The 26683-nt window shown below is 64.9% G+C and carries 24 protein-coding genes, 1 tRNA gene and 1 pseudogene; 13 read left to right on the top strand and 13 right to left on the bottom strand.

Annotated features, from left to right (window positions below; genetic code table 11):
* The first annotated feature begins 25 nt into the window (after positions 1-25).
* Positions 26-1618, top strand: coding sequence for a bifunctional phosphoribosylaminoimidazolecarboxamide formyltransferase/IMP cyclohydrolase (gene purH, locus ACFLEY_RS00385; RefSeq protein ID WP_028174960.1), 1593 nt, complete (start codon positions 26-28; stop codon positions 1616-1618).
* A 56-nt stretch (positions 1619-1674) separates the two neighbouring features.
* Here the strand turns inward: purH and ACFLEY_RS00380 are convergent, their stop codons facing one another.
* Positions 1675-3060, bottom strand: a complete 1386-nt coding sequence (locus tag ACFLEY_RS00380) for an MFS transporter (RefSeq protein WP_060909635.1) — start codon at positions 3058-3060, stop codon at positions 1675-1677.
* Between the two features lie 98 nt (positions 3061-3158).
* Between ACFLEY_RS00380 and ggt the strand changes: the two genes are divergently transcribed.
* Entirely contained in the window at positions 3159-4910 is a 1752-nt protein-coding gene (gene ggt, locus ACFLEY_RS00375) for a gamma-glutamyltransferase (protein WP_082755726.1), read from the top strand.
* A 97-nt stretch (positions 4911-5007) separates the two neighbouring features.
* Positions 5008-6303 (top strand): MFS transporter, encoded by a 1296-nt coding sequence (locus tag ACFLEY_RS00370; RefSeq protein WP_060909633.1) that lies wholly within the window; start codon positions 5008-5010, stop codon positions 6301-6303.
* Between the two features lie 135 nt (positions 6304-6438).
* Here the strand turns inward: ACFLEY_RS00370 and ACFLEY_RS00365 are convergent, their stop codons facing one another.
* Complete coding sequence (locus ACFLEY_RS00365; RefSeq protein ID WP_060909632.1) at positions 6439-7104, bottom strand: glutathione S-transferase family protein; 666 nt, start codon at positions 7102-7104, stop codon at positions 6439-6441.
* A gap of 148 nt (positions 7105-7252) precedes the next feature.
* Here ACFLEY_RS00365 and ACFLEY_RS00360 point away from each other — a divergent pair, with 148 nt between their 5' ends.
* The 4 genes from ACFLEY_RS00360 to panE all read left to right on the top strand — a co-directional run bounded on the left by ACFLEY_RS00360 (position 7253) and on the right by panE (position 11049).
* Complete coding sequence (locus tag ACFLEY_RS00360; RefSeq protein ID WP_082755725.1) at positions 7253-7849, top strand: DUF2239 family protein; 597 nt, start codon at positions 7253-7255, stop codon at positions 7847-7849.
* A gap of 90 nt (positions 7850-7939) precedes the next feature.
* On the top strand, positions 7940-9289 hold the full coding sequence (locus tag ACFLEY_RS00355; RefSeq protein ID WP_171901167.1) for an MATE family efflux transporter: 1350 nt from the start codon (positions 7940-7942) through the stop codon (positions 9287-9289).
* A 108-nt stretch (positions 9290-9397) separates the two neighbouring features.
* A complete protein-coding gene (locus ACFLEY_RS00350; RefSeq protein ID WP_060909629.1) occupies positions 9398-10006 on the top strand; it encodes a 2-hydroxychromene-2-carboxylate isomerase in 609 nt (202 codons plus the stop codon).
* Positions 10007-10125: 119 nt separating this feature from the next.
* Positions 10126-11049, top strand: a complete 924-nt coding sequence (gene panE, locus ACFLEY_RS00345) for a 2-dehydropantoate 2-reductase (RefSeq protein ID WP_060909628.1) — start codon at positions 10126-10128, stop codon at positions 11047-11049.
* A 189-nt stretch (positions 11050-11238) separates the two neighbouring features.
* Here the strand turns inward: panE and ACFLEY_RS00340 are convergent, their stop codons facing one another.
* The 4 genes from ACFLEY_RS00340 to ACFLEY_RS00325 form a co-directional block, all read right to left on the bottom strand.
* The gene (locus ACFLEY_RS00340; RefSeq protein WP_028174967.1) at positions 11239-11832 is read right to left on the bottom strand and encodes a cytochrome c; all 594 of its coding nucleotides are present in this window, start codon (positions 11830-11832) and stop codon (positions 11239-11241) included.
* A 189-nt stretch (positions 11833-12021) separates the two neighbouring features.
* Positions 12022-13302: a sorbosone dehydrogenase family protein gene (locus ACFLEY_RS00335; protein WP_060909627.1), complete on the bottom strand. Its 1281-nt coding sequence runs from the start codon at positions 13300-13302 to the stop codon at positions 12022-12024.
* A 380-nt stretch (positions 13303-13682) separates the two neighbouring features.
* Positions 13683-14669 carry an NAD(P)-dependent oxidoreductase gene (locus tag ACFLEY_RS00330; protein ID WP_060909626.1) on the bottom strand — a complete coding sequence of 329 codons (987 nt, stop codon included), beginning with the start codon at positions 14667-14669 and terminating at the stop codon, positions 13683-13685.
* A gap of 76 nt (positions 14670-14745) precedes the next feature.
* A tRNA-Gly gene (locus tag ACFLEY_RS00325) sits at positions 14746-14820 on the bottom strand.
* A gap of 274 nt (positions 14821-15094) precedes the next feature.
* Between ACFLEY_RS00325 and trxA the strand changes: the two genes are divergently transcribed.
* Together trxA and ACFLEY_RS00315 are read left to right on the top strand one after the other, a co-directional pair.
* Complete coding sequence (trxA, locus tag ACFLEY_RS00320) at positions 15095-16018, top strand: thioredoxin (RefSeq protein WP_060909622.1); 924 nt, start codon at positions 15095-15097, stop codon at positions 16016-16018.
* A gap of 115 nt (positions 16019-16133) precedes the next feature.
* The gene (locus tag ACFLEY_RS00315) at positions 16134-16811 is read left to right on the top strand and encodes an LON peptidase substrate-binding domain-containing protein (RefSeq protein ID WP_011083424.1); all 678 of its coding nucleotides are present in this window, start codon (positions 16134-16136) and stop codon (positions 16809-16811) included.
* Positions 16812-16824: 13 nt separating this feature from the next.
* Here the strand turns inward: ACFLEY_RS00315 and ACFLEY_RS00310 are convergent.
* The 5 genes and pseudogenes from ACFLEY_RS00310 to ACFLEY_RS00290 all read right to left on the bottom strand — a co-directional run bounded on the left by ACFLEY_RS00310 (position 16825) and on the right by ACFLEY_RS00290 (position 21873).
* Positions 16825-19325 (bottom strand): annotated as a pseudogene (locus tag ACFLEY_RS00310) (EAL domain-containing protein).
* Positions 19326-19506: 181 nt separating this feature from the next.
* Positions 19507-20100 (bottom strand): cytochrome b/b6 domain-containing protein, encoded by a 594-nt coding sequence (locus ACFLEY_RS00305; protein ID WP_171901166.1) that lies wholly within the window; start codon positions 20098-20100, stop codon positions 19507-19509.
* 62 nt (positions 20101-20162) lie between these two features.
* Positions 20163-20441: a PepSY domain-containing protein gene (locus ACFLEY_RS00300; protein ID WP_060912806.1), complete on the bottom strand. Its 279-nt coding sequence runs from the start codon at positions 20439-20441 to the stop codon at positions 20163-20165.
* A gap of 203 nt (positions 20442-20644) precedes the next feature.
* Positions 20645-21460, bottom strand: a complete 816-nt coding sequence (locus tag ACFLEY_RS00295; RefSeq protein WP_249162727.1) for an SDR family oxidoreductase — start codon at positions 21458-21460, stop codon at positions 20645-20647.
* 62 nt (positions 21461-21522) lie between these two features.
* Positions 21523-21873: a hypothetical protein gene (locus ACFLEY_RS00290; RefSeq protein WP_396604466.1), complete on the bottom strand. Its 351-nt coding sequence runs from the start codon at positions 21871-21873 to the stop codon at positions 21523-21525.
* A gap of 91 nt (positions 21874-21964) precedes the next feature.
* Between ACFLEY_RS00290 and ACFLEY_RS00285 the strand changes: the two genes are divergently transcribed.
* Together ACFLEY_RS00285 and ACFLEY_RS00280 are read left to right on the top strand one after the other, a co-directional pair.
* Positions 21965-22498, top strand: coding sequence for a TetR/AcrR family transcriptional regulator (locus tag ACFLEY_RS00285; protein WP_211433342.1), 534 nt, complete (start codon positions 21965-21967; stop codon positions 22496-22498).
* 74 nt (positions 22499-22572) lie between these two features.
* The gene (locus tag ACFLEY_RS00280; protein WP_028174977.1) at positions 22573-22770 is read left to right on the top strand and encodes a Trm112 family protein; all 198 of its coding nucleotides are present in this window, start codon (positions 22573-22575) and stop codon (positions 22768-22770) included.
* Positions 22771-22984: 214 nt separating this feature from the next.
* Here ACFLEY_RS00280 and ACFLEY_RS00275 read toward each other — a convergent pair whose 3' ends face one another.
* On the bottom strand, positions 22985-24205 hold the full coding sequence (locus ACFLEY_RS00275) for a ubiquinone biosynthesis hydroxylase (protein WP_011083432.1): 1221 nt from the start codon (positions 24203-24205) through the stop codon (positions 22985-22987).
* A 215-nt stretch (positions 24206-24420) separates the two neighbouring features.
* Here ACFLEY_RS00275 and tesB point away from each other — a divergent pair, with 215 nt between their 5' ends.
* The gene (gene tesB, locus ACFLEY_RS00270; RefSeq protein ID WP_028174978.1) at positions 24421-25284 is read left to right on the top strand and encodes an acyl-CoA thioesterase II; all 864 of its coding nucleotides are present in this window, start codon (positions 24421-24423) and stop codon (positions 25282-25284) included.
* A 3-nt stretch (positions 25285-25287) separates the two neighbouring features.
* Here tesB and ACFLEY_RS00265 read toward each other — a convergent pair whose 3' ends face one another.
* Positions 25288-26040 carry a DUF4339 domain-containing protein gene (locus ACFLEY_RS00265; RefSeq protein WP_249162726.1) on the bottom strand — a complete coding sequence of 251 codons (753 nt, stop codon included), beginning with the start codon at positions 26038-26040 and terminating at the stop codon, positions 25288-25290.
* 238 nt (positions 26041-26278) lie between these two features.
* On the opposite strand from ACFLEY_RS00265, the gene ACFLEY_RS00260 reads away from it, so the two are divergent.
* On the top strand, positions 26279-26617 hold the full coding sequence (locus ACFLEY_RS00260) for a P-II family nitrogen regulator (protein ID WP_008142802.1): 339 nt from the start codon (positions 26279-26281) through the stop codon (positions 26615-26617).
* The last annotated feature ends 66 nt before the right edge of the window (positions 26618-26683 follow it).

Below are 26683 nucleotides of genomic sequence, written 5' to 3'. Positions count from 1 at the left end.
CTCCTTAAGACAGAGGATCTTGCTCATGACTGACCATCCCCGCCGCGTCACCCGTGCCCTGCTTTCCGTCTCCGACAAGACCGGCCTGATCGAATTCGCCAAGGCGCTTGCCGCCCATGACGTCGAACTGGTTTCGACCGGCGGCACCGCCAAGGCGATCGCCGCGGCCGGCCTCAAGGTGAAGGACGTTTCCGAGCTGACCGGCTTCCCCGAGATGATGGACGGCCGCGTCAAGACGCTGCATCCGAAGGTGCATGGCGGCCTGCTCGCGATCCGCGACAACAAGGACCATGCGGATGCGATGAAGGCGCACGGCATCGCGCCGATCGATCTGCTCGTCGTCAATCTCTATCCGTTCGAGGCGACCGTGGACAAAGGCGCGGGCTTCGAGGATTGCATCGAGAACATCGACATCGGCGGCCCCGCGATGATCCGCGCCGCCGCCAAGAACCATGACGACGTCGCCGTGGTGGTCGAGGCCGAGGACTACAAGGCGGTGCTCGACGAACTCGCCGCCAACAAGGGCGCAACCACGCTGAAGCTGCGCCGGCGGCTTGCCGCGAAGGCCTATGCGCGCACCGCGGCCTACGACGCCGCGATCTCGAACTGGTTCAACCGGCAGCTCGAGATCGACGCACCTGATTTCCGCGCCTTCGGCGGCAAATTGATCCAGTCGCTGCGCTACGGCGAGAACCCGCACCAGACCGCGGCATTCTATGCGACTCCCGACAAGCGCCCGGGCGTCTCGACCGCACGGCAGCTGCAGGGCAAGGAGCTCTCCTACAACAACATCAACGACACCGATGCGGCATACGAGTGCATCGGCGAGTTTGACGCCAAGCGCACCGCGGCCTGCGTCATCGTCAAGCACGCCAATCCCTGCGGCGTCGCTGAGGGCTCCGACCTCGTCAGCGCCTATCGCAAAGCGCTCGCCTGCGATTCGACCTCGGCGTTCGGCGGCATCATCGCGATGAACCGCGCGCTCGACGCCGACACCGCGCGCGAGATCACGAAGATCTTCACCGAGGTGATCATCGCGCCCGACGCCAGCGAGGAAGCGATCGCGATCATCGGCGCGCGCAAGAACCTCCGCCTGCTGCTCGCGGGCAGCCTGCCCGATCCGCGCGCGCCGGGCCTCACCGCCAAGACGGTGGCCGGCGGCCTGCTCGTGCAGAGCCGCGACAACGCCGTGGTCGACGACATGACGTTCAAGGTGGTGACCAAGCGTGCGCCCACGGACGCCGAGATGCGCGACCTCAAGTTCGCGTTCCGGGTGGCCAAGCACGTCAAGTCCAACACCATCATCTACGCCAAGGATCTCGCTACCGTCGGCATCGGCGCGGGCCAGATGAGCCGGGTCGATTCAGCCCGGATCGCGGCGCGCAAGGCGCAGGATGCGGCGGCTGAGCTGAAGCTCGCCGAGCCGCTCACCAAGGGCTCGGTGGTGGCCTCGGATGCGTTCTTCCCGTTCGCCGACGGCATGCTCGCCTGCATCGAGGCCGGCGCTACCGCCGTTGTGCAGCCCGGCGGCTCCATGCGCGACGACGAGGTGATCAAGGCCGCCGACGAGCACGGCATCGCCATGGTGTTCACGGGAACGCGGCATTTCAGGCACTGATTTCGCCGTCATTCCGGGTTCATCGCTCCGCGATGCCCCGGAACGACGGCGGGAAGCTACTCCCGCACCCGCATCAACAGCCCCAGTCCCGCGACGAAGAACACCACCAGCACGGCCATGCCGGCCTTCTGGCTGGCCGTCACCGCCGTGATCATGCCGATCAGCAGTGGGCCGATGAAGGACGTCACTTTCCCGGTCAGCGCGAACAGGCCGAAATACTGCGCGATGCGATCCTTTGGCGCGAGGCGGATCAGCAACGTGCGCGAGGCAGCCTGAAGCGGACCGCCGGCGGCGCCAATCAGGCAGCCCAGCACGAGATAGGCGCGTTCAGCCGCGCTCGAGAACAGGGGAGCGCCCGGCTGGGGGGCCGCGACCTTGACGAACAGCACGCTGTCCTTGTCGACCAGAAGGATCGCCGCCACCGACAGCAGCAGAATCAGCATGCTGCCGGCGATGACGCGCTTCGGCCCGAGATGATCGTCGAGCTTGCCGCCGAGCCAGGCGCCGAACGCGCCGGCGATGGCGAGCATGATTCCGAAGGTGCCGATCTGGATCGTGTGCCAGCCGAAGGTGCCGGCGGCGTAGATGCCGCCGAATGCGAACAGCGACACCAGGCCGTCGGTGTAGATCATGTTGGCGAGCAGGAACGCTGCGAGCGATTTCTGCTGCGGCAAACTCCTGATCGATTGCTTCAGCTCCGACAGGCCTTTGCGTAGCGCCTCGCGCACCGGCCGCTTCGCCGGATAGTCCGGCGTGAACAGGAACATCGGCGTCACGAAGATGATGAACCACACCCCGGTCAGCGGTCCGGCGGCGCGATCACCTTGATGACTGGCCGGATCGAGCCCGAACAGCGGCGTGAAGCCGAGCAGCGTGCGTCCGGTCTCGGGATTCGCAGCGAGCAAGCCGAGCACGATGATCAGGCTCACGATGCCGCCGATGTAACCCGTAGCCCAGCCGGTGCCGGAGAGCCGGCCGATTCGCTCGGGCGGCACCAGGGTCGGCATCATCGCGTTGTTGAAGAGGGTGGCGAATTCCGCGCCGACGCTGGCGAGCGCGACCGCGGTGAGCAGGGGCGGAATGACTGAGGGATCGCCGGGCTTGCCGATCCACAGCGTGCAGGACGCCAGCACCAGCAGCGTGCCGAACCCCGCGATCCATGGTTTCCTGCGGCCCGAGGCATCCGCGATGGCCCCCAGCACCGGCGACATCAGCGCGATGGCGAGGCCCGCAGCCGCCATCGCAAAGCCCCACAGCGATTGGCCTGTGGCAGCATCTGGCGCGATGCTGGTGGCGAAATAGGGCGCGAACACGAAGGTCGTGATCAGCGTGAAATAAGGCTGCGCAGCCCAGTCGAAAAAGATCCAGCTGATGACAGCGGCGCGCGGCGGATAGGTCCGCAGCACGCCGGCCATGCGCGCATCCGGGGCGATCGTCGTCATCACGCAGTCCTCATCACGAACAGTTTTGCCTGTCTTGGGGCAAACCGTATAGCATAAGCGACGCGTGTGAACTGTCCCGAGGACCCGGCGGAAATTTGATGATGTCGTCATTTTCGACCCGGCGGACGTTTTTCGCCTTCCTGGCCACTCTGGCGCTTGGTCTGGCATCTGCGACCGCGCAGGATGCGCGGCGGGGCTATGTCCCGCCGGCGCTCGACACGGTGCATGCCGTTGCAGCCGAGCACGGCATGGTGGTGGCGCAGGAAAAGATATCGGCGCAGGTCGGCGCCGATATCCTGCGACGCGGCGGCAATGCCGTCGATGCCGCGGTCGCGACCGGTTTTGCGATGGCGGTGACCTATCCGCGCGCCGGCAATATCGGCGGCGGCGGCTTCATGATGATCCATTCCGCCGAGCGCAACGAGGACATCGCGATCGACTATCGCGAGACCGCGCCGGCAGCGACCACGCCGCAAATCTTCCTCGGCCCCGACGGCAAGCCCGACATTGCGAAGTCGCGCGATTCCGCGCTCGGCATCGGCGTGCCCGGAACCGTCGCAGGCCTTGCCCTGGCATGGGAGAAATATGGCTCGGGCCAGTTCACGCTGGCGCAATTGCTCGAGCCTGCGATCGCGCTCGCCCGCGACGGCTTCGTCGTCAGCGACGACATCGCCGACACGCTCCCGGGCTGGCACCGGCGGCTGACACGCTGGCCTTCCGCGGCCAGGATCTTCTCGCGCCCCGATGGCGCGCCGCTCAGTGACGGCGACAGGCTGGTGCAGGGCGACCTTGCCGATACGCTGGCGGCCGTCGCCGCGCAGGGACCACGCGGCTTCTATGAGGGCGCGGTCGCGGACAAACTCGCCAAGGCCGTGTCCGAGGCGGGCGGCATCATGACGCCAGCCGATCTGAAGACCTATCAGGCGGTGATCCGCACGCCGGTGCGCGGCACTTATCGCGGCTACGACATCGTGTCGATGCCGCTGCCTTCCTCCGGCGGCGTGGTGCTGGTGGAGACCCTCAATATCCTCGAAGGCTTTCAGCTTGCCGACCTCAAGCAGGGATCGCCGGCATCGCTGCATCTCCTGATCGAGGCCATGAAGCGTGCCTATGCAGACCGCGCGCGCTATCTCTTCGATCCTGCCTTCGTCAACGCACCGATCGAGACCCTCACGGCAAAGGACTACGCCGCCAAGCTGCGCGCGGGCATCTCCACCAGCCGCGCCACGCCGTCGAAGCAGCTGGTCTCCGCCGCCGCCTCGCCGCGCGAGGGCAGCAACACCACGCATTTCTCCGTCGTCGACAGCCGCGGCAACGCCGTCAGCAATACATACACGCTGAACTTCAGCTATGGCGTTGGCCTCGTCGCCGAGGGCACCGGCGTGCTGCTCAACAACGAGCTCGACGATTTCACCGCGGCGGTCGGCGCGTCCAACGCCTACGGCCTTGTCGGCTTCGAGGCCAACCTGCCGGGGCCCGGCAAGCGACCGTTGTCGTCGATGTCGCCGACCATCGTGCTGAAGGACGGCAAGCCGGTGCTGGTGACGGGTTCGCCCGGCGGCAGCCGGATCATCTCCACCGTGCTCCAGGTGATCGTGAACGTGCTCGATTACAAAATGGATGTGGCCGCCGCCGTTGCCACACCGCGGCTGCACCATCAATGGCTGCCGGACGAGGTGCGCGTCGAGCGCGGCTTTCCCGACGATGTCCTGTTCGAGCTGAAGGCGATGGACCATCCCATCGTCGAGCCGATGGGACAGACTTCCGCCAATTCGATCGCGGTGACACCGAATGGCCCCCTCGGCGCACCCGATCCGCGCACACGCGGCGCAGAGGCGGCAGGGCAGTAACTCGTCCGCCGCATGGCACGGAAGCGGGCGCCGGCTTGCGCCCGCTGCTGCGCGTGCTACCACCGCGCAACTTCAAGAAACTGCCGGGGAAACACACATGACCACAGCCGATCCGAACCAGCGCATCGAACGCGCCGAGATCGAGGACACCAGCCTTCTCGCCTTCTATCGCGACATGAACGCGCCGGAGCGGCGGACGTTCTGGGCCTGCGCGGCGGGCTGGGCGCTCGACGGCATGGACTTCATGATCTATCCGCTGGTGATCGGCACCATCATCGCGCTGTGGAAGGTCGATGCGGCCTCGGCGGGTCTCGCCGGCACCGTGACGCTGCTGGCCTCTGCGATCGGCGGCTGGCTCGGCGGCTACCTCTCCGACCATATCGGACGAGTCAGGACGCTCCAGATCACCATCATCTGGTTCTCGTTCTTCTCGCTGGTCTGTGCCGTCGTGCAGAATTTCGACCAGCTCCTGATTGCACGCGCCGTGCTCGGCCTCGGCTTCGGCGGCGAGTGGGCGGCGGGCGCAGTGCTGATGGGCGAGGCGATCCGGCCGCAATATCGCGGGCGCGCCGTCGGCTCGGTGCAATCGGGCTGGGCGGTCGGCTGGGGTCTCGCCGTGCTCTCGCAGGCAATCCTGTTCTCGGTCCTGCCGGCCGAGACGGCCTGGCGCTGGATGTTCGTGATCGGCGCGCTGCCGGCACTGCTGGTGTTCTACATCCGCCGTTCCGTCACCGAGCCGGAGATCGCAGCCGAGGCCCGTGCCAGGCATGCGGAAACGGGCAGTCATCCGAAGCTTTGGGAGATCTTCACCTTCCCGATGGTGAAGACCACGATCCTGGCGTCGCTGATGGCGACGGGTTGCCAGGGCGGCTACTACGCCGTCACCTTCTGGGTGCCGCAGTTCCTGACCAAGGAGCGGCATCTGTCGATCGTCGGCTCGACCGGCTATCTCTCGACGCTGATCATCGGCTCCTTCATCGGCTATCTCACCGGCGCCTGGCTCGCCGACCGGATCGGACGGCGCAATCTGTTCCTGATCTTCTCGCTCGGGGCCATGGCCGTGGTGCTGCTCTATACGCAGCTGCCGCTGACCAACGAGATCCTGTGGGTGCTTGGCTTCCCGCTCGGCTTTTTCGCCTCGGGCTATTTCTCGGGGATCGGCGCGTTCCTGACTGAGCTCTATCCGACGCGGCTGCGCGGCTCCGGCCAGGGCTTTTGCTACAATTTCGGCCGCGGCATCGGCGCGCTGTTTCCGTTCCTCGTCGGTGCGCTGTCGGCGACGACGTCGCTTGCGAACGCAATCGCGATGTTTGCGGTGGTAGCCTACGCGCTGTTCTTCATCGCCGCCTTCGCGCTGCCGGAGACGCGCGGTCGCGTGCTGCACGCGGATTGACTACTCGGCGTCATCCCGGGGCGGCTCGAAGAGCCGAACTATGGTGCGCAATTGCGTACCTGAGGATCTCGAGATTGTGGCGCGAGATTCCGGGTTCGGTGCTGCGCACCGCCCCGGAATGACGGGAGAGTGGGCTTACCGCCCCACCTGGTACGGCCCGCCTTTTTCCAGCGCTCTGGCGTAGGCCGGCCGCGCATGGATGCGCTCCAGGAACGCCATCGCCCTGGGATGGCCCTGCTCCAGCCCGCCGCGCGCTTGCGCGGCTTCGAGCGGAAAGCTCATCTGGATGTCGGCTGCAGTGAACTCGTTGCCGGCGAACCACTCGCTCTTCGCAAGCTCGCCTTCCCAGTAATCCATGTGCTGCTTGAGCTGCGGATTGACCAGCGCGGTAAGCGCCTGGTTCGAGACCTTGCGCACCAGCGGACGAAGCAGCGCCGGCGCACGCTTCGGCATCAGCGTGAACAGCAGCTTGAGCAGCAGCGGCTGCATCGCCGAGCCTTCCGCATAGTGCAGCCAGTAGGTGAAGCGCAGTCGCTCAGGCGTGTTCGGCGGCGGGATCAGCCGGCCGTTGCCGTAGGTGGCGATGAGATATTCGATGATCGCGCCTGACTCGGCGATGGTGTTGCCGTTGTCGGTGATGACGGGCGACTTGCCGAGCGGATGGATCGCGCGCAGCTCCTTCGGCGCGCGCATGTCCGGCTGGCGCTGATAGCGCACGATCTCGTAGGGCACGCCCAACTCCTCGAGCAGCCACAGCACGCGCTGCGAGCGGGAATTGTTGAGGTGATGGACGGTCAGCATCGGCGGGATCCCCAGGCTAGGCGTGGTCGTTGGCCGCGTACGTGCCAGCCCGGGAACGCAATGTCGAGCCATCCGGACGGATATTTTAGCCCGGGTATATTGACGGCAATAATTTACCCGGGTATTAAATGATCAACGTCATCGGGATATGGCAATGATTTCAATGCAAAGGACTTTCACGGCCTTCCAGGGCCAGCGCCGCCTGGCGTCCGGGTCGGCCGGAGAGGTCGCGCTGGTCGTCAAGCGGATCGTGCCCCCGCCGGACGAGCCCATCATCATCTTCGAGGACGCTACGGGCCGATCGATCGACTTCGATCTGCGCGGCGGCGATCGCGAGGTGCTGGCGCGGGTGGCGAAGCTTGTCCCGCCTCCGGTTGAGGAGACCGCACCACCGAGCGAGCCGCGCGGGCGCGGCCGGCCGAAACTCGGCGTGGTCGCGCGCGAGGTAACGCTGCTGCCGCGGCACTGGGAATGGCTCAACGCGCAGCCGGGCGGCGCCTCGGTCGCGCTGCGGAAACTCGTCGACGAGGCACGGCGTGCCAGCGGCGACAAGGACCGAGAGCGGCAGGCGCGCGATGCGGCCTATCACGTCATGTCGACCATGGCGGGCAACCTGCCGCAGTTCGAGGAAGCTTCGCGGGCGCTGTTCGCGGATGACCGGCGGCGCTTCACCGGGCTGATCGCCGACTGGCCCACCGACATCCGCGACCACATCGTCAAGCTCGCCTACAGCGACCGCGCGTAGACCGCGCGGCGCTTTCCCTCAACCCTATCGACGGCCCAAGCCGCGCCTCGCGCGGCAACGGTTTCGCACGCCCTGATGAAAGGCAAATCCATGTCCGCCGTCACGCCGCTCTGGACAACATTCCTCCGCTTCCTCGCGCCCTTGATGCTGAGCAACGCGCTGCAATCGCTGTTCGGCACCGTCAGCAACGTCTATCTCGGCCAGATGATCGGCGTCGACGCGCTCGCGGCGGTCTCGGCATTCTTCCCCGTGATGTTCTTTCTGTTCGCCTTCGTCATGGGCTTGAGCACCGGCGCCACGGTGCTGATCGGCCAGGCGTTTGGCGCCGGTGAACATGGCCGGATCAAAATCGTTGTTGGCACGACGCTCGCGGTCGGCCTGCTGCTCTCGATCTCGCTTGCACTGGTCGGCGGGTTGTTCAGCCGGCCATTGATGATGGCACTTGCGACGCCCACGGACATTCTCGACCAGGCCAGCGCTTATGCGCGCGTCATGCTGCTCACGATGCCGCTCGGTTTCGTCTTCCTGCTGATGACGGCGATGATCCGCGGTGTCGGCGATGGGCTCACGCCTCTGCTGGCGCTGGCGCTGTCGACCGCGATCGGCCTGATCCTGACGCCAATGCTGATCCGCGGCGCGTTCGGATTGCCGGCGGCCGGCATCACCAGCCCGGCATGGGCGGCCGCGATCGCCAACGTTGTGACGCTGATCGTGCTGGCCCTCTATTTGCTGCGGAAGAAACATGCGCTTGCTCCCGATGCCGCGCTGCTGCGTCATCTGCGGCTCAACGGCGCGGTGCTCGGCAAGGTCCTCGGCATCGGATTGCCGAGCGCGATCGGCATGGTGGTGATGGCGATCGCCGAGCTGGTGCTGCTCGGCCTCGTCAACGGCTTTGGCTCCGACGCCACCGCGGCCTATGGCGCCGTCAACCAGGTGATGGGCTATACGCAGTTCACGGCGATGTCGATCTCGATCACAGTCTCGATCCTCGGCGCGCAGGCCGTCGGCGGCGGCGACAGGGACCGGCTCGACGGCATCGTTCGCACAGGCCTCGCGTTCAACCTCGTCCTGACCGGCGGCCTCGTGGCGTTGATGTATCTCGCGCCACGCGCCGTGCTCGGCATCTTCATCACCGATGGCGCCGTGCTCGATCTGGCGAAGGAGTTGCTCATCATCGCCTTGTGGAGCTCGGTGCCGTTCGGCCTGGCAACGGTGTTTTCCGGCGCCATGCGCGCCGCCGGCGTGGCGCTGACGCCGATGCTGCTTTCGATCTTCGCGATTCTCGCGATCGAGCTGCCGGCCGCGGTCATCCTGAGCCGCACGATTGGCCTGAAGGGCGTATGGGCCGCCTATCCGATCGTGTTCTGCGCCATGTTCGTTTTGCAGATGGGCTATTACCTCCTGGTGTGGCGCAAGCGGACGATCCGGCGTCTGATCTGACCCGGATCATCAAGGTATTATGACCATCATTAAACGGTGGACCTGTGGCGCGCGCTGCGCCAGAATGGACGAAAAGCCAGATCAAAAGTCAGGTCAGGGAGAACGATTTTGACCCGCACAGCCCCGCAATTCCTGTTCGATTTCGGTAGCCCGAACGCCTATCTCAGCCATCTGGCGATCCCGGCGATCGAGCAGCGCATCGGCGTCAAATTCGAGTATGTGCCGATCCTGCTCGGCGGCATCTTCAAGTCGACCAACAACAAGTCGCCGGCCGAGACGCTCGCCGGCGTCAAGAACAAGCGTGAATTCCAGGCGGTCGAGACCGAGCGCTTCATCAAGCGCTTCAAGGTTCAGCCCTATGTCTGGAATCCGCACTTCCCCGTCAACACGCTGAACCTGATGCGCGCCGCGATCGCGGCGCAGCTCGAGGGCGTGTTCGAGAAATACGTCGAGGCCGCCTTCCACCACATGTGGCGCGAGCCGAAGAAGATGGACGACCCGGAAATCGCGGCGAAGGCGCTGGCATCCTCCGGCCTCGATGCGCAAAAGCTGTTCGCCCGCGCCCAGGAGCCCGAGGTCAAGGGCAAGCTGATCAAGAACACCGAAGAGGCGGTCGCGCGCGGCGTGTTCGGCTCGCCGACCTTTTTCGTGGGCAACGAGATGTTTTTTGGCAAGGAGCAGCTGCGCGAGGTCGAGGAGATGGTATCGGGAAAGTGATTCCCGCATCTCCCGGAAAGCTAGCAATCTCCCCCGATGCCATCCTGGCCTAGTCGCAATTGCGCACCAGGTCAGAGCGACGTCCAAGAAGCGATAAGAGCAACAACAAGGAAGATCCCATGCGCATCCTCGTGGTCGGCGCCGGCGCCATCGGCGGCTATTTTGGTGGCAGGCTGTTGCAGGCCGGCCGCGACGTCACCTTCCTGGTCCGGCCGCGGCGCGCCGGCGAGCTTGCGAGCGCCGGCCTCGTCATCAAGAGCCCGAACGGCGACGTGACTCTGAAGGCTCCACCGACGGTCGAGGCCGACAAGCTGAAGGACAAGTTCGACGTCGTGCTCCTGAGCTGCAAGGCGTTCGATCTCGACGATGCCATCAAGTCGTTCGCGGCGGCGGTCGGGCCTGATACGGCGATCATTCCGATGCTGAATGGCATGAAGCATCTCGATACGTTGGATGCCAGGTTCGGCAAGGAGCGCGTGCTCGGCGGGCTCTGCGCCATCGCAGCGACCTTGAGCGAGAAGCGCGAGGTGGTGCAGCTCCAGCCGATGCAGGCGATCAGCTACGGCGAGCGCGACGGCAAGCTGTCCGACCGGGTCCAGGCGATCGACGAAGCCTTCAAGAGCGGCATCGTTGGGGCCACCGCCAGCCAGAACATCATGCAGGACATGTGGGAGAAGTGGGTGTTCCTCTCCTCGCTCGCGGCCTCCACCAGCCTGATGCGCGCCTCCGTCGGCAACATCCTCGCCGCCCCCGGCGGCAGGGATTTCCTGCTCGGCATACTCGATGAGACCAGTGAGATTGCCACCGCGTCAGGCTATCAGCCAGGCGGCCCGTTCTTCGAGCGGGTGAAGGGCAACCTCACCACCGAGGGCTCGCCGATGACCGCCTCGATGTTCCGCGACATCAAGGCCGGCCTGCCGGTCGAGGCCGATCACGTCATCGGCGATCTCATTGCACGCGGCGATGCCGCCAAGGTGCCGCTGCCGAAGCTGCGCATCGCCTATACGCATTTGAAGGCGTATGAGAAGCAGCGGGCGGGGTAGCGGCCCGCTACACACTCGGGTGTCGTCCCAGACAAGCGTAAGCGCAGATCCGGGACCCATAACCACGAGAATACATCGTACGCGACGTCGTCACTCCGAGTCCCCGTAACCACATCTTTCTGTGGTTATGGATCCCGGATCTGCGCGCGCTTGGGGCGCGCTTGTCCGGGACGACGGCGGAGTGTGGAGCTACTGCAAATGCGCCAGATAATGCGCGACCGCCGTAATCTCTTCTTCGCTCATCGCGTAGGCGACATCGGCCATCGCGGCGACGCCGCCGCCGACGCGCTGGCCGGCCTTGTAGTCGTGCAGCGCCTTCACGAGATATTCCTCGCGCTGGCCGGCGAGGCGCGCGACGGCCTTGGTGCCCGCGTAAGTGTCCGTGTGGCATGAGGCACAGCGGCGACCGGCCGCGACTTGTGTGCCTTTCTTCGACAGATCGGGATCCTGGTCTTCCGGTCCCTTCGGCGGCGCGAGCTGCGAGAAGTAAGCCCCTAGATTGCGGATGTCCTCGTTGTTGATCTCCTCGACGATCGGCTGCATCTGCTCGTTCTTGCGCGAGCCGGCGCGGAAGAACACCAGCTGCCATTGCAGGAATTGATCGGGCTGGCCCGCGAGCGAGGGGATGTTCTCGGTCTGCGAGATACCGTTCTCGCCGTGACAGCCGGCGCAGACCTCAGCCTTGGCCTTGCCGGCGGCGGTGTCGGCGGCATCGGCCGGGCAGAAGCCCAGCGTGACAAGCGCAATCGCGCTGATTGCGTGCGAGATGAACTGCCGGCGCATGATGGGGATTCCGATCTATCGAGATTGTCATTCCGGGGCGTGCGAAGCACGAGCCCGGAATCCATAACCACCAGTCGTGGTTATGGGTTCCGGACTTGCGCGCAAGGGCGCGCAATCCGGAACGACGGTCATTCACGAAAAAGGCTGCGGCCGCCTCATGCCCACCGCAGCCTTTGATTCGCCCGCGCGCTACTTCTTGCTGTAGCTGATGCGATAGATCGCGCCGGCCCAGTCGTCGGCGACGAGGATCGAACCGTCCTTGGCGAGGATGATGTCGCTGGGACGGCCGAGATAGCCCTGGTCACCCTCGATCCAGCCGGAGGCGAACACCTCCTGCTTGGCATTCTTGCCGTCGGGCCCGACGATCACGCGCATGATGCGGCCGCCCTGGTATTTGTGGCGATTCCAGGAGCCGTGTTCGGCGATCAGGATGTTGTTCTTGTACTCGGCGGGGAATTGATCGCCGGTGTAGAACTTCATGCCGAGCGGAGCGACGTGCGCGCCGAGATTCAGTACGGGCGGCGTGAACTCGGAGCACTTGTGACCCATCGCGAACTTCGGATCGGGCAGGTCACCCTGGTGGCAATAGGGATAGCCGAAATGCTCGCCCATCTTCGAGATCATGTTCAGCTTGTCGCTGGGCAGATCGTCGCTGATCCAGTCGCGCGCGTTTTCGGTGAACCAGTACTTGCCGGTACGCGGATCGACGTCGCCGCCGACCGAGTTGCGAACGCCGAGCGCATAGATTTCGGCGTTGCCGGTCTTGGGATCGACGCGGCGGATCTGCGAGACGCTGGTCGGGGGAACGCCGACGTTGAAGGGCGGTCCGAACGGCAGGTAGAACCAGCCTTCCTTGTCGACTGCGATGTACTTCCAGCCATGCGCGGCATAGGAAGGCATGTCGTCATAGACGACCTTGCCGTCGCCGAGCTTGTCCAGATTGGCTTCCGCGTTGTCGTAGCGGATCAGCTTGTCGACCGCGATGACGTACAGCGCGCCATCCTTGAAGGCGAGACCGGTGGGCATGTTCAGCCCCTTCAGGATGGTCTTGACCTCTTTCTTGCCGTTGTTGTCCTTGATGGCATAGACGTTGCCGAGGCCGAACGAGCCGACGAACAGCGTGCCCTTGTCACCCCAGGCCATCTGCCGCGCGGCGAGAACGCCGGGTGCATAGACCTCGATCTTGAAGCCCGCCGGCAGCTTGATCTTCTTCATCATCGCCGCGAGCTCGGCCTCCGACGCACCGGTCGGCGGACCCGACGGCGGCGCGAGGCCCTTCTGCGCCTCGGTCTCGTCGCCCAGGAACCAATCATCCGGCGGATGGGTCCAGAACTCCTTGGTGCCGGATTCGTATTTCTTCAGCGGCTTGTTCTTGTCCTGCTGTTGCGCATTGCCGGCGCTGGTCCCCGCGAGAAGCGCAACCGCTGCAAGCGCCAGGACGGATTGAAAGACGGATTGATGGAATTTCATCGCGTCACTCCCCTAAGGCAGCCGTCAGGGCTGCACGTTATTTTGTTTTGCTAGTCGAGAGGCGAAGTTTGGAGCCTGTCGAGGCGACAGACGCAAAAAGGTTAGCACATCTGCGAGCGGTGAGAAGCGCGCCGCGTGCACTGCGGTTGCGCTCAATAAAAATTGAGACGGAATCTCTCTGAAGGCGAACGCGGCAGCGAAAACGATCTCGCTGCAACGCGGCATCGACGTGGCGCGTGGCTGATTTTCAGGCAGTAGGAGAGGCGGCCGCACAAAAACGCGAAAACAACCCCATGCACAGTAGACCGGCAAAGACCATGCTGCGCCCGGTGACGCCGGGCAGACGTTTGACGCGTCGAGCAAAACAGCAAAGGCGGCGCTTACGAGGCGACGGGGTAGGGTCCGTCGTCAAACACCGCATCATGATAGCCCTTCGACCCGACCTCGCGCGCCAGCGCGCTGCGAAAATCCTGTCCCGCGCGGAGGCTGTGCACCACATGCGCGAAGTCGAATTCCGGCCGCCACCCCAGCTCGTGCCGCGCACGATCGTTGACGTAGACGCGATCGATCTGCGGAAACAGGCGCCAGCCGTTCGCCGCATAGAGCTGCGCGCAATCCGGATAGAGCTCGCGCACGACACCCGCCGCATCGCGCGCCAGCGCCGCGAGATGGTGCGGCTCGAACGGGCTCGTGGCCGACACGATGTAGCGGGCGAAGCCGAGGTCGGGCGCGCGCTGGACGGCGAGCAGATGGGCGCTCACCGCGTCCGCTATATCCAGCCGGCGATAGAGCAGCTCGTTGGCCTGCGCGTTGTCCAGCGCATAGGCCGACCGCATCGAAGGATCGTCATCGTCCTCCGGAAAGAAGCGCGAGGTCCGCAAGACGACGACCGGCAGCCCGCGCTCGCGAAAGAACAGCTCGCACAAACTCTCCGCCATCAGCTTGGTCGTGCCGTAGATGTTCTTCGGCACCGGCGACAGGTCCTCGGTGACCCACACCGCGGCCTGTCCGGCCTCGGGGCGGAGCTGCGAGCCGAACGCGCTGGTGGTGCTGGTGAAGACGAAGCTGCGCACACCGACGGCCACGGCCGCCTCGAGCAGATTGAGCGTGCCGGTGACGTTGGTGTCGACGAAATCCTGCCTGCCGTGGGTCGCCACATGCGGCTTGTGCAGCGTCGCGGTGTGGATCACGGCGGTGACGCCGTCCATCTGGCGCCGCACGAAGTCCGGATCGACGATCGAGCCGACGGCATCGGTGAAGGGCGATGGCTTCAGGTCGACCCCGCGCACAGCGGACCCGCGCCCGCGGAGCGTGCGGAGAAGGGCCTCCCCAAGATGGCCAGCGCTGCCGGTGATGAGAATTGTCATTGCAGACCCAATACAGCCGCCAGCGGCGTGGAAAACCACGGCCTGACCCGGTTTGGCTGGATGCTCTGGGAAAAATTGGAGCGGGCGAAGGGGCTCGAACCCTCGACCCCGACCTTGGCAAGGTCGTGCTCTACCACTGAGCTACACCCGCATCCTGTGTCGGTCGCGTGACGCGCCGGCAACGGCTGTCGTATGCCAAAAGCGGGAGGGGAATGCAACAGCTACCGGCGGCATAGATTGGTATCTTCGGGCCTATATGGACCCCGAAATTGGCCAAATCGACCGAAAATGCCCCGGAACCGGCGAATCGGCCGCGACGGATTGAAATTCGGCCGCCCCGGCCCAATTTAGGAGCCGACAACGAAGCATATGCATTAGCGACGTGCTAAAGACCCGCCATTCCAGACATGAGACGAGGGAATCCCGTGACGATCATCGACCAGGGTAACGGAGCGGTGGGCCCGGCTGCGGCCGATCTGATCAAGGACACCACCACCCAGACCTTCGTGAAGGACGTCATCGAGGAATCGAAACGCCAGCCGGTGCTGATCGACTTCTGGGCGGAGTGGTGCGGCCCCTGCAAGCAGCTCACCCCCGTGCTGGAAAAGGCGGTCAAGGCGGCCAAGGGCAAGGTCAAGCTGGTCAAGATGAACATCGACCAGCACCCGGCGATCCCGGGCCAGATGGGCATCCAGTCGATCCCGGCCGTGATCGCCTTCGTCAACGGCCAGCCGGCCGACGGCTTCATGGGCGCGGTGCCGGAGAGCCAGCTCAACGCCTTCATCGAAAAGCTGACCAAGGGCGTGACGGCGCCGGGCGAGCCCAATATCGCCGAGATCCTGCAAGAGGCCGAGGCGGTGCTCGCCGAGGGCGACGCCGCCGCCGCGGCGCAGATCTATGCCGAGGTGCTCTCGCACGATTCGACCAACATCGCGGCGCTCGCGGGCCTCGCCAAGTGCTACACCGTCTCGGGCGCGATGGAGCAGGCCAAGCAGACGCTGGCCATGGTGCCGGAATCCAAGCGCAACGACCCCGCCGTGAAGGCCGTGCAGACCGCGATCGATCTCGCCGAGCAGGCGGAGCAGTTGGGGCCGGTGGCGGAGCTGGAACAGAAAGTCGCCGCAAATCCGCTCGATCATCAGGCACGCTTCGATCTCGCGACCGCCCTCAACGCGCAGGGCAACCGGGCAGCCGCGACCGAGCAGCTGCTCGCGATCATCAAGCGCGACCGCAAATGGAACGACGACGGCGCCCGCAAGCAGCTCGTGCAGTTCTTCGAGGCCTGGGGCGGCACGGATGATGCAACCGTCGAGGGGCGCAAGCGCCTGTCGACCATCCTCTTTTCGTAGGCGCGCGGCTATTTTTGGAGCATGATCTTGTCGGAATACCGCTTCGCAATTTGTGCCAACGCGGCCCTCCGGCTCCGGATCATGCTCTAGCGCGCGGGACTTCAGCGGGGACCAGATGCCGATCAACATCGAATATCGCGGGCCCGCCGACCTTCCGGAGATCATTCCGGTATTCCCATTGCCGGGCGCGCTCTTGCTGCCGCGCGGCCAAATGCCGCTCAACATCTTCGAGCCGCGCTATCTCGCGATGGTCGATGATTCCTTCCGCGACGGCCATCGCCTGATCGGCATGATCCAGCCTGACGTGGCGCACTCGCCGAAGAACTCCGACAAGCCGGCGCTGTTCCGCGTCGGCTGCGTCGGCCGCATCACCCAGCTCGCCGAATCCGGCGACGGCCGCTACATCCTCGAGCTCACCGGCGTCTCGCGCTTCAAGGTGGTCGAGGAGCTCGAGGTGCTCACCGCCTACCGGCAGTGCAAGGTGGATTTCTTCACCTATGTCGACGACTTCACCGCGCGGATGGGCGAGGACGAGGTCGATCGCGAGGCGCTGCTGGCTGTGCTCGCGGACTTCTTGAAGGCCAACAATCTCAAGGTCGACTGGGAGGGCGTCGAGAGCGCGCCCAACGAGGCGCTGGTCAACGCGCTGGCGATGATGTCGCCCTACGGCCCCGCGGAAAAGCAGGCCATGCTGGAGGCGCCCGACTTGAAGACCCGCGCCGAGATCCTGATCGCGGTGACCGAGATGGACCTCGCCAAGAAGCGCACCAGCGGCGATCCGCCGTTGCAGTGAGGGCCTGAATTGCTCAGGCAGCGCGAACGGCTGCGCCGGCACCTCGCCGCAGCATCCTGGCGATGTCGGATGCAGGCATCGGCCGGCTGAAATAGTAGCCTTGCGTTTCGAGGCACCCCTCTTCGCAGAGGATATCCAGCTGCTCCTTGGTTTCGACGCCTTCGGCGGTCGTCGTCTTGCCGAGGCTGACTGCGAAACGAACCACTGCGCGCGCGAGATGGCGCGCCTCTGCCCTTGCGCTCGAAAGTTCGTTGACGAAACTGCGATCGATCTTGATCTTGTCGAACGGGAACTTTTGCAGAAAGCTCAGCGATGAATAGCCGGTACCGAAATCGTCGAGGGCGATTCGCACACCGAGCTCGCGCAATTGGCCGAGGACGGCGAAAACGGCTTCGCTGTCATGCATGATCACCGTCTCGGTGACCTCGAGCTCGAGCCTGTGCGGCGCAACTCCCGAACTCGCCAGCGCGCCGATAACGACTGGAACAAGCTCCTTGCTCCTGAACTGAGCGGGAGACAGGTTGACCGCGATCCTGACATGCGCGGGCCATTTGGCGGCTTCGGCACAGGCGGTTCTCAGGACCCATTCTCCCAGCGGCACGATCAAGCCGGTCTCCTCCGCGAGCGGGATGAATTCGCTCGGCATGACCAGACCTTGCTGCGGGTGATGCCAGCGTAGCAAGGCCTCGAAACCATTGACCTTGCCGGTCGCGGGGCTGACGAACGGCTGGTAGTGGAGCTCGAACTGACGGCCGGCAATCGCATCCCGCATGTCGCGCTCCAGGTTGCGTCGCGCATGCATGAGCTCGTCGAGTTCCGGCTCGAAGAAACAGAATGCACCACGTCCACCACTCTTGGCCGAGTAGAGGGCGAGATCCGCGCTCTTCATGATCACGTCGGAATCGTTGCCATCGCGTGGCGCGATGGCGATGCCGATGCTGGTGCCCACCGTGACCCGGTGATCACCAAGATCGAACGGTTCGCAAAGCGCCTTCCTGATGTTCTCGGCAAGGGCGGCGGCCTCCACGGCCGGGTTGGTCACGTAATCGATCACGGCGAACTCGTCGCCGCCCAGCCGGGCGATCAACGCGGTTTCCGTGGTGCATTCGCGCAAACGCGCGGCGACGGCGCGCAACAGGGAATCGCCCGTCGGATGTCCCAGCGTGTCGTTGACTTCCTTGAAGCGGTCGAGATCCAGCATGAGCACGGCCAGATCGAGGCCGCCATTGCGCGTAACCGCAATGGCATGCTCCATCCGCTCCCTGAGCAGCACGCGATTTGGCAGATCTGTCAACGCATCGTGTTGTGCCATATGAGCGATCTTGGCCTCGGACCGGCGCTGCTCGGTGACGTCAAGATGCGTAGCCACCCACCCGCCGCCGGCCATTGGCTGCCGCGTCACGCAGATCAACCGACCATCCGTGAACTCGTCGATTCTGCTCGAGACTGCATCGAACGGCAACGCAGCCAGTTTCGAGAGGAATTGCTTGGCAGCGCCTTCGCTGGTGTCGCTCTTGAGGATGCCGGTCACGACGCGATGCCTGATGATGTCGGCGTGCGGTGTCCCCGTTCTCAACAGTTCCGGCGGCAGCTGATAGAGTCGGGCATAGCGCTCGTTGCAGACGACAAGTCGCTTCTCCGCATCGAACATGCACAGGGCCTCGACCATGTTGTTGATGGCCGTATCGAGCCTGAGTTTCTGCTCCTGGATTTCCTGTTGCGAATCTTCCACCTGCTGCCGGGCGAGCGAGAGCTCACTGATGATTTGCTCGAATCTGCTGGTTCTGGTCGCAAGGCGGCGATCCGCCAGCACGCCGACGAAGCTCATCCCGAGCACCGACAGGGCCACGCCCGCAATTGCCACGGCGAGGAAGGTCGGAGAAAGCGACAATGTATCGCTTGCCAGCTTAGGGTCTGGAACGATTTGCACGGCCCCCATGGCCGTGAAATGGTGCGACACGATGGCGAGCGTCAGCAGCAGCGCCGCAGCAAAGGTCCCCCACTTGTCCTTGTGGCCCAGGGCAACGGCGAGCGCAGCGTAGCCCAGCACCATGCCGAGGACGATCGAGATCAACACAGCCCCGGCGACCAGGTCACGCGACCCGGGACCTCGAGGGCCCACATGCCGATATAGTGCATGCTTGCAATGCCCGCGCCGATGATGCCGCCACCGGCAGCTGCGCGCCATTGGCCGGAATTGTTGACGGCAACGCCAAAACCGCCCGAGGTCAGAATCATCGCCGCGGCGAGCGACAGCACCGTCAGGACGAGGCCGTAATTGGTCGGGACGCCGGGCTCGTAGGCGAGCATCGCGACAAAATGCGTTGCCCAGATTCCGTAGCCGATGGCGGCGCCGGCAATCGCAACCCAGATCAACCGCGCCCAGGCCCGCGAGGCGACCGCACGATGAAAGATGCTGACCGCAACGATACTTGCAACGAAGCACACCAGGCCGGCAAGCAGGACGAGACGCCAATCGTGCTCGGCCGTAAGGCAGGAAAAAACGCGGAACATCCAATAGCGCTCCCCTCGTCAATATCGTCGATGGTGGATCGCCTAGACGTTCTTCGCGTTAATTTTGTGCAACGCCTGATTGCATGATTACCAGCGGGTTAACGCGGCCTGTGCAATTCGATCTGCGGAAATTTGCGCCATCGACGGCCGGCGGACGTGCGCCGTGATCGGCAACGAACGTCTAGAGGTGCGTGCGGATGCGCTTGCGTCCGGTGATCATCGCGCGGATCAGGTTCTCGCGCTGGAGAATCCCCATCAGCAGCACGCCCACGACGTGCAGCACGACCAGGACGATGACCGCGTCCGATGAATAATGGTGGCCGTCTTCGACCCACCAGACGCCGAAGAAGGTGACGGTCACCGACATCGCTCCCGTGATCGTGGAGACGGCGAGCGAGGCCAGCAGCGCCACCAGCATCAACGTGCCGGCGGGATTGAGACCGATGTAGCGGCCGGTCATGCCGCGGCGCAGGTTCCAGAGATAGCCTGGCGCCGCGCGAAGCCTGACGCCGACCATGCGGAAGCGCGAATAGCGGCTTCCCCAAAAACCCCAGACCAGGCGGAAGGCCAGGAGCCCAAGCACCGTATAGCCGACGATGCGGTGCAGGCGGTCAAAGACGGTGGGGGTGAACCACGCGGCCAGAACACAGATCGCCAGGGCCCAGTGCCAGAGGCGCAACGGGAGGTCCCAGACCGCGATCGTGCGCGGAGCAGTTCGATCCGCGGGGCTCCTGTCGGACTCCCCGCGCGCTTCTGGCACCGCTTCTTCGATCAAGCGAAGACCACCCTCAAGCCTTACTTTGCGCAGATCACTTCGCGCAGGTCATTTCGCGCAAGTCATTTCGCGATCGTGTGCTTCAGGCTGAGATCTTCGGGGCTGTAGAACAGCTCGTAGAGCTTGCCTTCCTTGACGCCATAGACCTCATAGCACGAGCCTTCGACCTTGGAGCGCCGCACTTCGTAACCGAGCGCCTTGGCCTTGGCTTCGGCTTCGCTCGCCGGCTTCCACGACGCCTTGTCGAGCTTGGTGCAGTTCTTGAAACCGTCGGCCATGGCGGCGGATCCCGTGCCAATCCCGATCGTCAGTACCGTGGCAACAACACGAATGACCTTCACGAACGTCTCCTCCTTTGTCGTGAGCGCTGCGCGGGAAGCCGCGAAGCGGGACGGAAGGAAGCAAAGCACATGATGAAGTCAATGCGGCTCGGGGCCGGTTCGCTTTAGAGATATTCTAACGATCCGAGAAAGATCAGCGCTCTCCGCATGCAGCACGCATTTGAACGGCCGCTGCGGCCTTACGTCTCACGGGACGGAGGCACTCAGCCGGCCGGGCTGGTCATCCCTGGATCGCGCTTCGCGCAGCGGGGTAGTTGCGTTGCAGCCAGTCCGCCCAGGAGAGCCGTCCGCGAACGCCTTGGCTGACGACGAAGCCCATGCCGCGCGCCTTCGCGTCCGAAAGAATGCAGCCCCCGGGCGTCCTGATACCGGCGGGCCAGCGAGACAAGCTCGAGATCTTCGGGGCCGCCAATCTCCGCGCGCTCGCCACGCATCCCGCCGAAGGCGCAGGCCACGACGTGGTCGGCGACATCCGACGTATCGACGGGATTGAACAGCGTCGTCGGTACCGGCCACACCGGAAGCCAGGCGAGGCCCGAGAGCAGGCTGTCGAGCAGATAGTAGAACGGCATCGCGCGAACCACCGACCAGGACAGAGCCGATGCACGCACCAGCCGTTCGCCGGCAAGCTTGACCCGCGCGTAGGGCAGGGTTGCCTCATCGAGGCCGACGATCGAGACGTGGAGGAAGTGCCGCACCCTGGCCTCCCCGCAGGAGGACAGCAGGCGCCCGGTGCCCTCGACGTCCACGGCGGAGGGCGAGGTGAAGAAGTCTGTCGGGCGAATGCCGCCGCGCCGCGCGATCGGCGAATAGGTCGCCGCGTTGATGACCGTGTCGACGTCATGCAGCGCGTCCCGCAACCCGGCGCCTGTGGCGAGGTCGCCGATCGCCCATTCGACGTCCGGTCGCGTGCCCGGCGATCGCGCAAGCACCCGGACGTGACGTCCGTCGCGAACGAGGCGATCGACGATATCCCGGCCGAGATGGCCTGTGCCCCCGGTGACGAGTGTCAGAGCCATGTTTGAAGCTCCATCTGCAACGGCTCGCCGTCCGCCGTAGCGGGAAGGCGTCTACGACGAGCTCAGTAGCCGGCAACCGTCATGGCAACGACGGCGCTGAGCGCCATCCAGCCGAAGTGCCGGCCGCGTGTCGCCCATGCGTTGGCGAAGGCGGAGAAACCGAACACGCAGGCCATGGTGATGACGATCCAGTGGCGCGCCGGCGCCGAGTCCATCCAGGGCGCCGCGATCAGGAGCACGCCGCCGCCGATCCAGGCGACGGTCGATGCCTGCCAGACCAGGCGGATCAGGGTGCGCAGCCGTTCCGGATCGATGCTCGCGCGAGCAAAGACCTTGGTCTCGCCGAGGATGCCATGGATGAGGGCCACGACGATGGTCAGGACGCCGGCGCACTGGAGCAACAGATCACGCATCGATATCTCCGTACATAACTGTATGGAGACATAGGGGCTGGCCTGCCGCCTGTCAATACACTAGTGTATGGTCAAGTTCCGGGAACCTGGCATGACCGAACAGCTCTCCGCCGACGATTGGATCAAACAGGGGCTGAAGGCGCTCGCGAAAAGCGGCTTCACGGCGCTGAAGGCCGACCCGCTGGCAAAGGCCATCGGGGTTTCGCGCGGCAGCTTCTATTGGCATTTCGCCGATCTCGGCGCGTTCCATGCCGCCGTGCTGAAACGCTGGCGCGAGATCGCGGCCGAGCAGATCATTGCCGATGTCGAAGCCGCCAGCGACGAGCCGCTGAAGGCGCTGCTGCGCAGGTCCTTCGGCGCGCGGCTCGATCTCGAACGCGCGGTCCGCAACTGGGCGGCATTCGATGCCGCCGCGCAAGCCGCGGTGCGCGCGATCGACCGCCGCAGGCTCGACTATATCGAGCAGCTCCTGGACAAGCGCGGGCTAGACCCGGCGACGGCGCAGGCTCGCGCGCAGATCCTCTATTGGACATTTCTCGGCTTCGCCCTGTCGGGCCCGCCGGTGCCGGCGGCACGGCTCCAGGGCCTGCTCGACGACCTGCTACGGATGATCTCTGCCGAGTGACCCATTCCAATGGAACGGGTCACTCGGCGGGCGCGAATTTCTGTGCTAGAGGCAGCCGATCGCCGGAGACCACAATGAACGCGCCCACCGAACGCCCCGAAACCAGCGTCGATCCGAAATTGCTGGAGATTCTGGTCTGCCCGTTGACCAAGGGTCCGCTGGAGTTCGATTCCACAAAGCAGGAGCTGATCTCGCGCAGCGCCAAGCTCGCTTACCCGATCCGCGACGGCATCCCGATCATGCTGCCGGAAGAGGCGCGGAAGATCGATTGAGGTCGCAGTCTTGCGCAGCGGCCGCGCAACAATCGCGATGTCGTCCTGGCGAAGGCCAGGACCCATAACCCCAGGGAGGGGTTTGGCGCGACGCTGGTAACTCCGTGTCTTCGCAAAACTATTGCTGCGGCGTATGGGTCCCGGACCTGCGCGCGCTTGGGGCGCGCTTGTCCGGGACGACGAGCGGAGGGTGGAGCGCCAGCGAGGATAAGAACTACAGCGCCTCGCCCTTCAGCAGCCGCGGCACCTCGCCCGTCAGGCCTGCGGCCTGGCGGATAAAGAGATTCTTCAGCGGCGGGGCGCGGTCGACGAGGCCGAGGCCGATGTCGCGCACGGTGCGCAGCAGCGTCGACTGGTTGGAGAACAGGAAGTTCAGCGAGTTGGTGGCAACGCCCATCGCCATGGTGTCGAAGCGGCGCCAGCGCTGGTAGCGCTCGAGCACGTCGGCCGCGCCGAGATCCATCCCGAGCCGCGCGGCATCGACGACGACCTCGGCCAGCGCGGCGACGTCCTTCAGCCCCATGTTGAGGCCCTGGCCCGCGATCGGGTGGATGACGTGGGCGGAATCGCCGACCAGCGCGAGGCGCTCGGCGATGAAGGAGCGCGCCACGAAATAGGACAGCGGAAATGCGCGCGGCTTGTCGAGCGCCTTGACCTCGCCGAGATGCAGGCCGAAGCGCTGCTCGAGCTCGCCGTGAAACTCTTCGTCGCTGAGCGCGATGATGCGCGCGGCCTCAGCCCGGCGCTCGGTCCAGACCAGCGAGGAGCGCTTTCCGGACAGCGGCAGGATCGCGAAGGGACCTGCGGGCAGGAAGTGCTCTTCGGCGCGGCCTTCGTGGTCGCGCTCATGGCCGACGGTGACGACGATGCCGGACTGGTCATACTCCCAGCCATTGGTGGCGATGCCGGCGCGCTCGCGCAGCTTCGACCTCGCACCATCGGCGGCGACCAGCAGGCTGGCCGCGATCACGCTGCCGTCGCCGAGCGTCACGTCGATGCCGTCGGAACGCGCGTCGTAGGAGGCGACCGTGGTGGCGCGGAGATCGATGCCCTCGGCCTCGGCACGCACGACCAGCGCGTCGATCAGGCGGCGGTTCTCGACCATGTGCGCAAAGGGCTCGCCCGGCGCGACGTCGCCGGCGAAGTTCAGGAACACCGGACGCGTGGCGTCCTCCAGCTTGGAATCGGTGACGACCATGTCGAGGATCGGCTGCGCCTCGCCCCTGACGTCGTCCCAGGCACCGATCGCCTCGAACAGGCGGCGGCAGGCGGCGACGATCGCGGTGGCGCGCGGGTCCCGGCTCGGCCGCGTGCTGAGCGCCGGATCGGCGACGATGACGGGAATCTCGGGCCCGAGCCCCTGGCGGAGCGCCAAGGCCAGCGCCAGGCCCGCAAACGCGCCGCCGCCAATGACAATGCTACCCTGTACCGACATACCAAGCTTCCCGGCCAATACTTCGCCTGTTCTTGGTCTTGCTAGCAGACTTGAGGTGGGCGAAACAGTGCGGTGAAACAAGGGCGGAACGGCCCAATTCCGTCATTCCGGGGCGCGCGGAAGCGCGAACCCGGAATCCAGAGGTTATCGCTCGGGATTCCGGGTTCATCGCTGGCGCGATGCCCCGGAATGACGAGATTTTCGAAAGCACAATCATGTCCAAAAGCCTGATCGACCTGATCTCGATCCTCGACCTCGAACAGCTCGAGGTGAACCTGTTCCGCGGCAACAGTCCGAAGACGAGCTGGCAGCGGGTGTTCGGCGGCCAGGTGATCGGGCAGGCAATGGTCGCGGCCTGCCGCACCGTCGAGGGCCGGCTGCCGCATTCGCTGCATTGCTATTTCATCCTGCCGGGCGATCCGCAGATCCCGATCATCTACCAGGTCGAGCGCCTGCGCGACGGCAAGAGCTACTCGACCCGCCGCGTCACCGCGATCCAGCACGGCAACGCGATCTTCTCGATAATGGTGTCGTTCCATGCCGAGGAGGAGAGCGCGTTCGATCACCAGGACAAGATGCCGGACGTGCCGCCGCCGGAAAAGCTGACGGCGGAGGAAGTGGCGAAGCAGCCGCTGTTCAAGGAGATGCCGGAGTTCATTCGCCGCTACTATGAATCCGACCGTCCGATCGAGCTGCGCCCGGTCGAGCTCGGCCGCTACTTCGGCCAGAAGATCGAGGACGGTCGCATCCACGTCTGGATCAGGACCGCGGCGAAGCTGCCCGACGATCCGGCGCTGCACATGTGCGCGCTGGCCTACGCGTCGGATTTCTCGCTGCTCGATGCGATCATGGCGCGCTACGGCCGCACGCTGTTCGACAAGCGCATGATGCCGGCGAGCCTTGACCACGCGATGTGGTTTCACCGCCCGTTCCGCGCCGACGAATGGCTGCTCTACGCCCAGGATTCGCCGAGCGCGCGAAGCGGCCGCGGGCTGACCCGCGGCTCGATCTTCAAGCCCGACGGCACGCTGGTCGCCTCCGTCGCGCAGGAAGGCTCCGTGCGCGAGCGGAGGGCGTAACGCCTAGAGGGAGCCGCGGGGGGCGAGCTCGGTCTGCCGCGTGCCTTCAATGCTGCGGCAGAACCAGCGCATCTGAGCCGCGGCAACCCAGGCCCAGCCGATGATGGTAATGATCGAGATCGCGAACAGCAGATTCCAGCCGACATAGGCCCAGACCGAGCCGGTGAAGCTGAGGCCGAGCGGCTGCCCATTGGAGGCGAGGTTCGCGACGATCCATTTGATGAGGAGCCAGTAGAGAACGATCTGCACGAGGAACAGCAGGTTGCTCAGCAACTGGCTGCCGATGAAGCCGATCGCGATCGCCAGAACGATGAAGCCGAAAAACCAGGGCACCAGCGCCATCGCATTGCCGGTGAAGCTGAGGTTCGGGCGTCCCGGGACCTTCACGCAAGGCACGATCCATTTTGTGTACCAGACGAAGACCCACGGCGCCGGGATGACAAAGCACATGCCGATCAGCATCACGATGCTGCGCCAGGTGAATTCGAGGATGCCAAAATCGACCGACAGTGATCCGCCGGCGGCGCCACCATTGCCGCGGCCGCCCATCGTCGGCGGACCACCGGCCGGGATCATCGGCGGCGCGCCGCCGCCGACCAGGCCGGGGATCTCGGCGGCCTTCTGCCAGCCGGCCATGCCCTCGGTCCACACCAGCGTATCCGGGCGCACGACGCCCTGGGCGATGAGGTCGCGGAACTGCCCTTCGGGAAAGGGCCCCTGCTGCTTGCCCTCGGATGCGTAGAACCAACTCGCCATGAAACGTCCCCCTCAAACATACTTATGTACCGGCTGGGACGCTTCGGTTCACCGCATCCATGCCAAAAATGCATTGTGACGGATGAACGGCTGCCCTGTACAGAGGCGGCCGTTCACAACGCCAAACGTTTTTCCGCTTCAATCTGCAATTTTTTTATGCCATTTGCCCGGAAAGATGCCAGATTGACGCTGCGCCGGGGACATACGGCGCGGCGCATCCCGGGGAATAGGCCTGACCATGAAACTCGTCGTCGCGATCATCAAACCCTTCAAGCTCGATGAGGTCCGCCAGGCCCTGACGGCGATCGGCGTCCACGGCATGACCGTGACCGAGGTAAAGGGTTATGGCCGCCAGAAGGGCCACACCGAGATCTATCGCGGCGCGGAATATGTCGTGAACTTCCTGCCGAAGCTGCGCATCGAGATCGCGGTCGCCTCCGACGTCGCCGACAAGGCGGTCGCCGTGATCACCGCCACGGCGCGCACCGGGCAGATCGGCGACGGCAAGATCTTCGTCACGCCGATCGACCACGCGCTGCGCATCCGCACCGGCGAAACCGACAGCGACGCGCTCTAGATTCTTGTTTTGACGCGTTTTCTTCACGCGAACCGGTATCCACTTCGCTTGAAAACGCTTTGATCT

The organism is Bradyrhizobium sp. YCK136, assembly GCF_044570075.1.
GTDB lineage: Bacteria > Pseudomonadota > Alphaproteobacteria > Rhizobiales > Xanthobacteraceae > Bradyrhizobium > Bradyrhizobium diazoefficiens.
This window is presented reverse-complemented; position numbering and strand designations above follow the sequence as displayed.

What these genes read in the sequence shown, in the direction of transcription:
- ggt (WP_082755726.1), top strand. Translation starts at nt 3,159, where the DNA reads ATGATGTCGTCATTTTCGACCCGGCGGACGTTTTTCGCCTTCCTGGCC.
- ACFLEY_RS00280 (WP_028174977.1), top strand. Translation starts at nt 22,573, where the DNA reads ATGAACGCGCCCACCGAACGCCCCGAAACCAGCGTCGATCCGAAATTG.
- ACFLEY_RS00355 (WP_171901167.1), top strand. Translation starts at nt 7,940, where the DNA reads ATGTCCGCCGTCACGCCGCTCTGGACAACATTCCTCCGCTTCCTCGCG.
- panE (WP_060909628.1), top strand. Translation starts at nt 10,126, where the DNA reads ATGCGCATCCTCGTGGTCGGCGCCGGCGCCATCGGCGGCTATTTTGGT.
- ACFLEY_RS00365 (WP_060909632.1), bottom strand. Translation starts at nt 7,104, where the DNA reads ATGCTGACCGTCCATCACCTCAACAATTCCCGCTCGCAGCGCGTGCTG.
- ACFLEY_RS00380 (WP_060909635.1), bottom strand. Translation starts at nt 3,060, where the DNA reads ATGACGACGATCGCCCCGGATGCGCGCATGGCCGGCGTGCTGCGGACC.
- ACFLEY_RS00285 (WP_211433342.1), top strand. Translation starts at nt 21,965, where the DNA reads ATGACCGAACAGCTCTCCGCCGACGATTGGATCAAACAGGGGCTGAAG.
- ACFLEY_RS00360 (WP_082755725.1), top strand. Translation starts at nt 7,253, where the DNA reads ATGGCAATGATTTCAATGCAAAGGACTTTCACGGCCTTCCAGGGCCAG.
- ACFLEY_RS00315 (WP_011083424.1), top strand. Translation starts at nt 16,134, where the DNA reads ATGCCGATCAACATCGAATATCGCGGGCCCGCCGACCTTCCGGAGATC.
- ACFLEY_RS00340 (WP_028174967.1), bottom strand. Translation starts at nt 11,832, where the DNA reads ATGCGCCGGCAGTTCATCTCGCACGCAATCAGCGCGATTGCGCTTGTC.
- ACFLEY_RS00335 (WP_060909627.1), bottom strand. Translation starts at nt 13,302, where the DNA reads ATGAAATTCCATCAATCCGTCTTTCAATCCGTCCTGGCGCTTGCAGCG.
- ACFLEY_RS00370 (WP_060909633.1), top strand. Translation starts at nt 5,008, where the DNA reads ATGACCACAGCCGATCCGAACCAGCGCATCGAACGCGCCGAGATCGAG.
- ACFLEY_RS00260 (WP_008142802.1), top strand. Translation starts at nt 26,279, where the DNA reads ATGAAACTCGTCGTCGCGATCATCAAACCCTTCAAGCTCGATGAGGTC.
- purH (WP_028174960.1), top strand. Translation starts at nt 26, where the DNA reads ATGACTGACCATCCCCGCCGCGTCACCCGTGCCCTGCTTTCCGTCTCC.
- tesB (WP_028174978.1), top strand. Translation starts at nt 24,421, where the DNA reads ATGTCCAAAAGCCTGATCGACCTGATCTCGATCCTCGACCTCGAACAG.
- ACFLEY_RS00275 (WP_011083432.1), bottom strand. Translation starts at nt 24,205, where the DNA reads ATGTCGGTACAGGGTAGCATTGTCATTGGCGGCGGCGCGTTTGCGGGC.
- ACFLEY_RS00265 (WP_249162726.1), bottom strand. Translation starts at nt 26,040, where the DNA reads ATGGCGAGTTGGTTCTACGCATCCGAGGGCAAGCAGCAGGGGCCCTTT.
- ACFLEY_RS00295 (WP_249162727.1), bottom strand. Translation starts at nt 21,460, where the DNA reads ATGGCTCTGACACTCGTCACCGGGGGCACAGGCCATCTCGGCCGGGAT.
- ACFLEY_RS00290 (WP_396604466.1), bottom strand. Translation starts at nt 21,873, where the DNA reads ATGCGTGATCTGTTGCTCCAGTGCGCCGGCGTCCTGACCATCGTCGTG.
- ACFLEY_RS00330 (WP_060909626.1), bottom strand. Translation starts at nt 14,669, where the DNA reads ATGACAATTCTCATCACCGGCAGCGCTGGCCATCTTGGGGAGGCCCTT.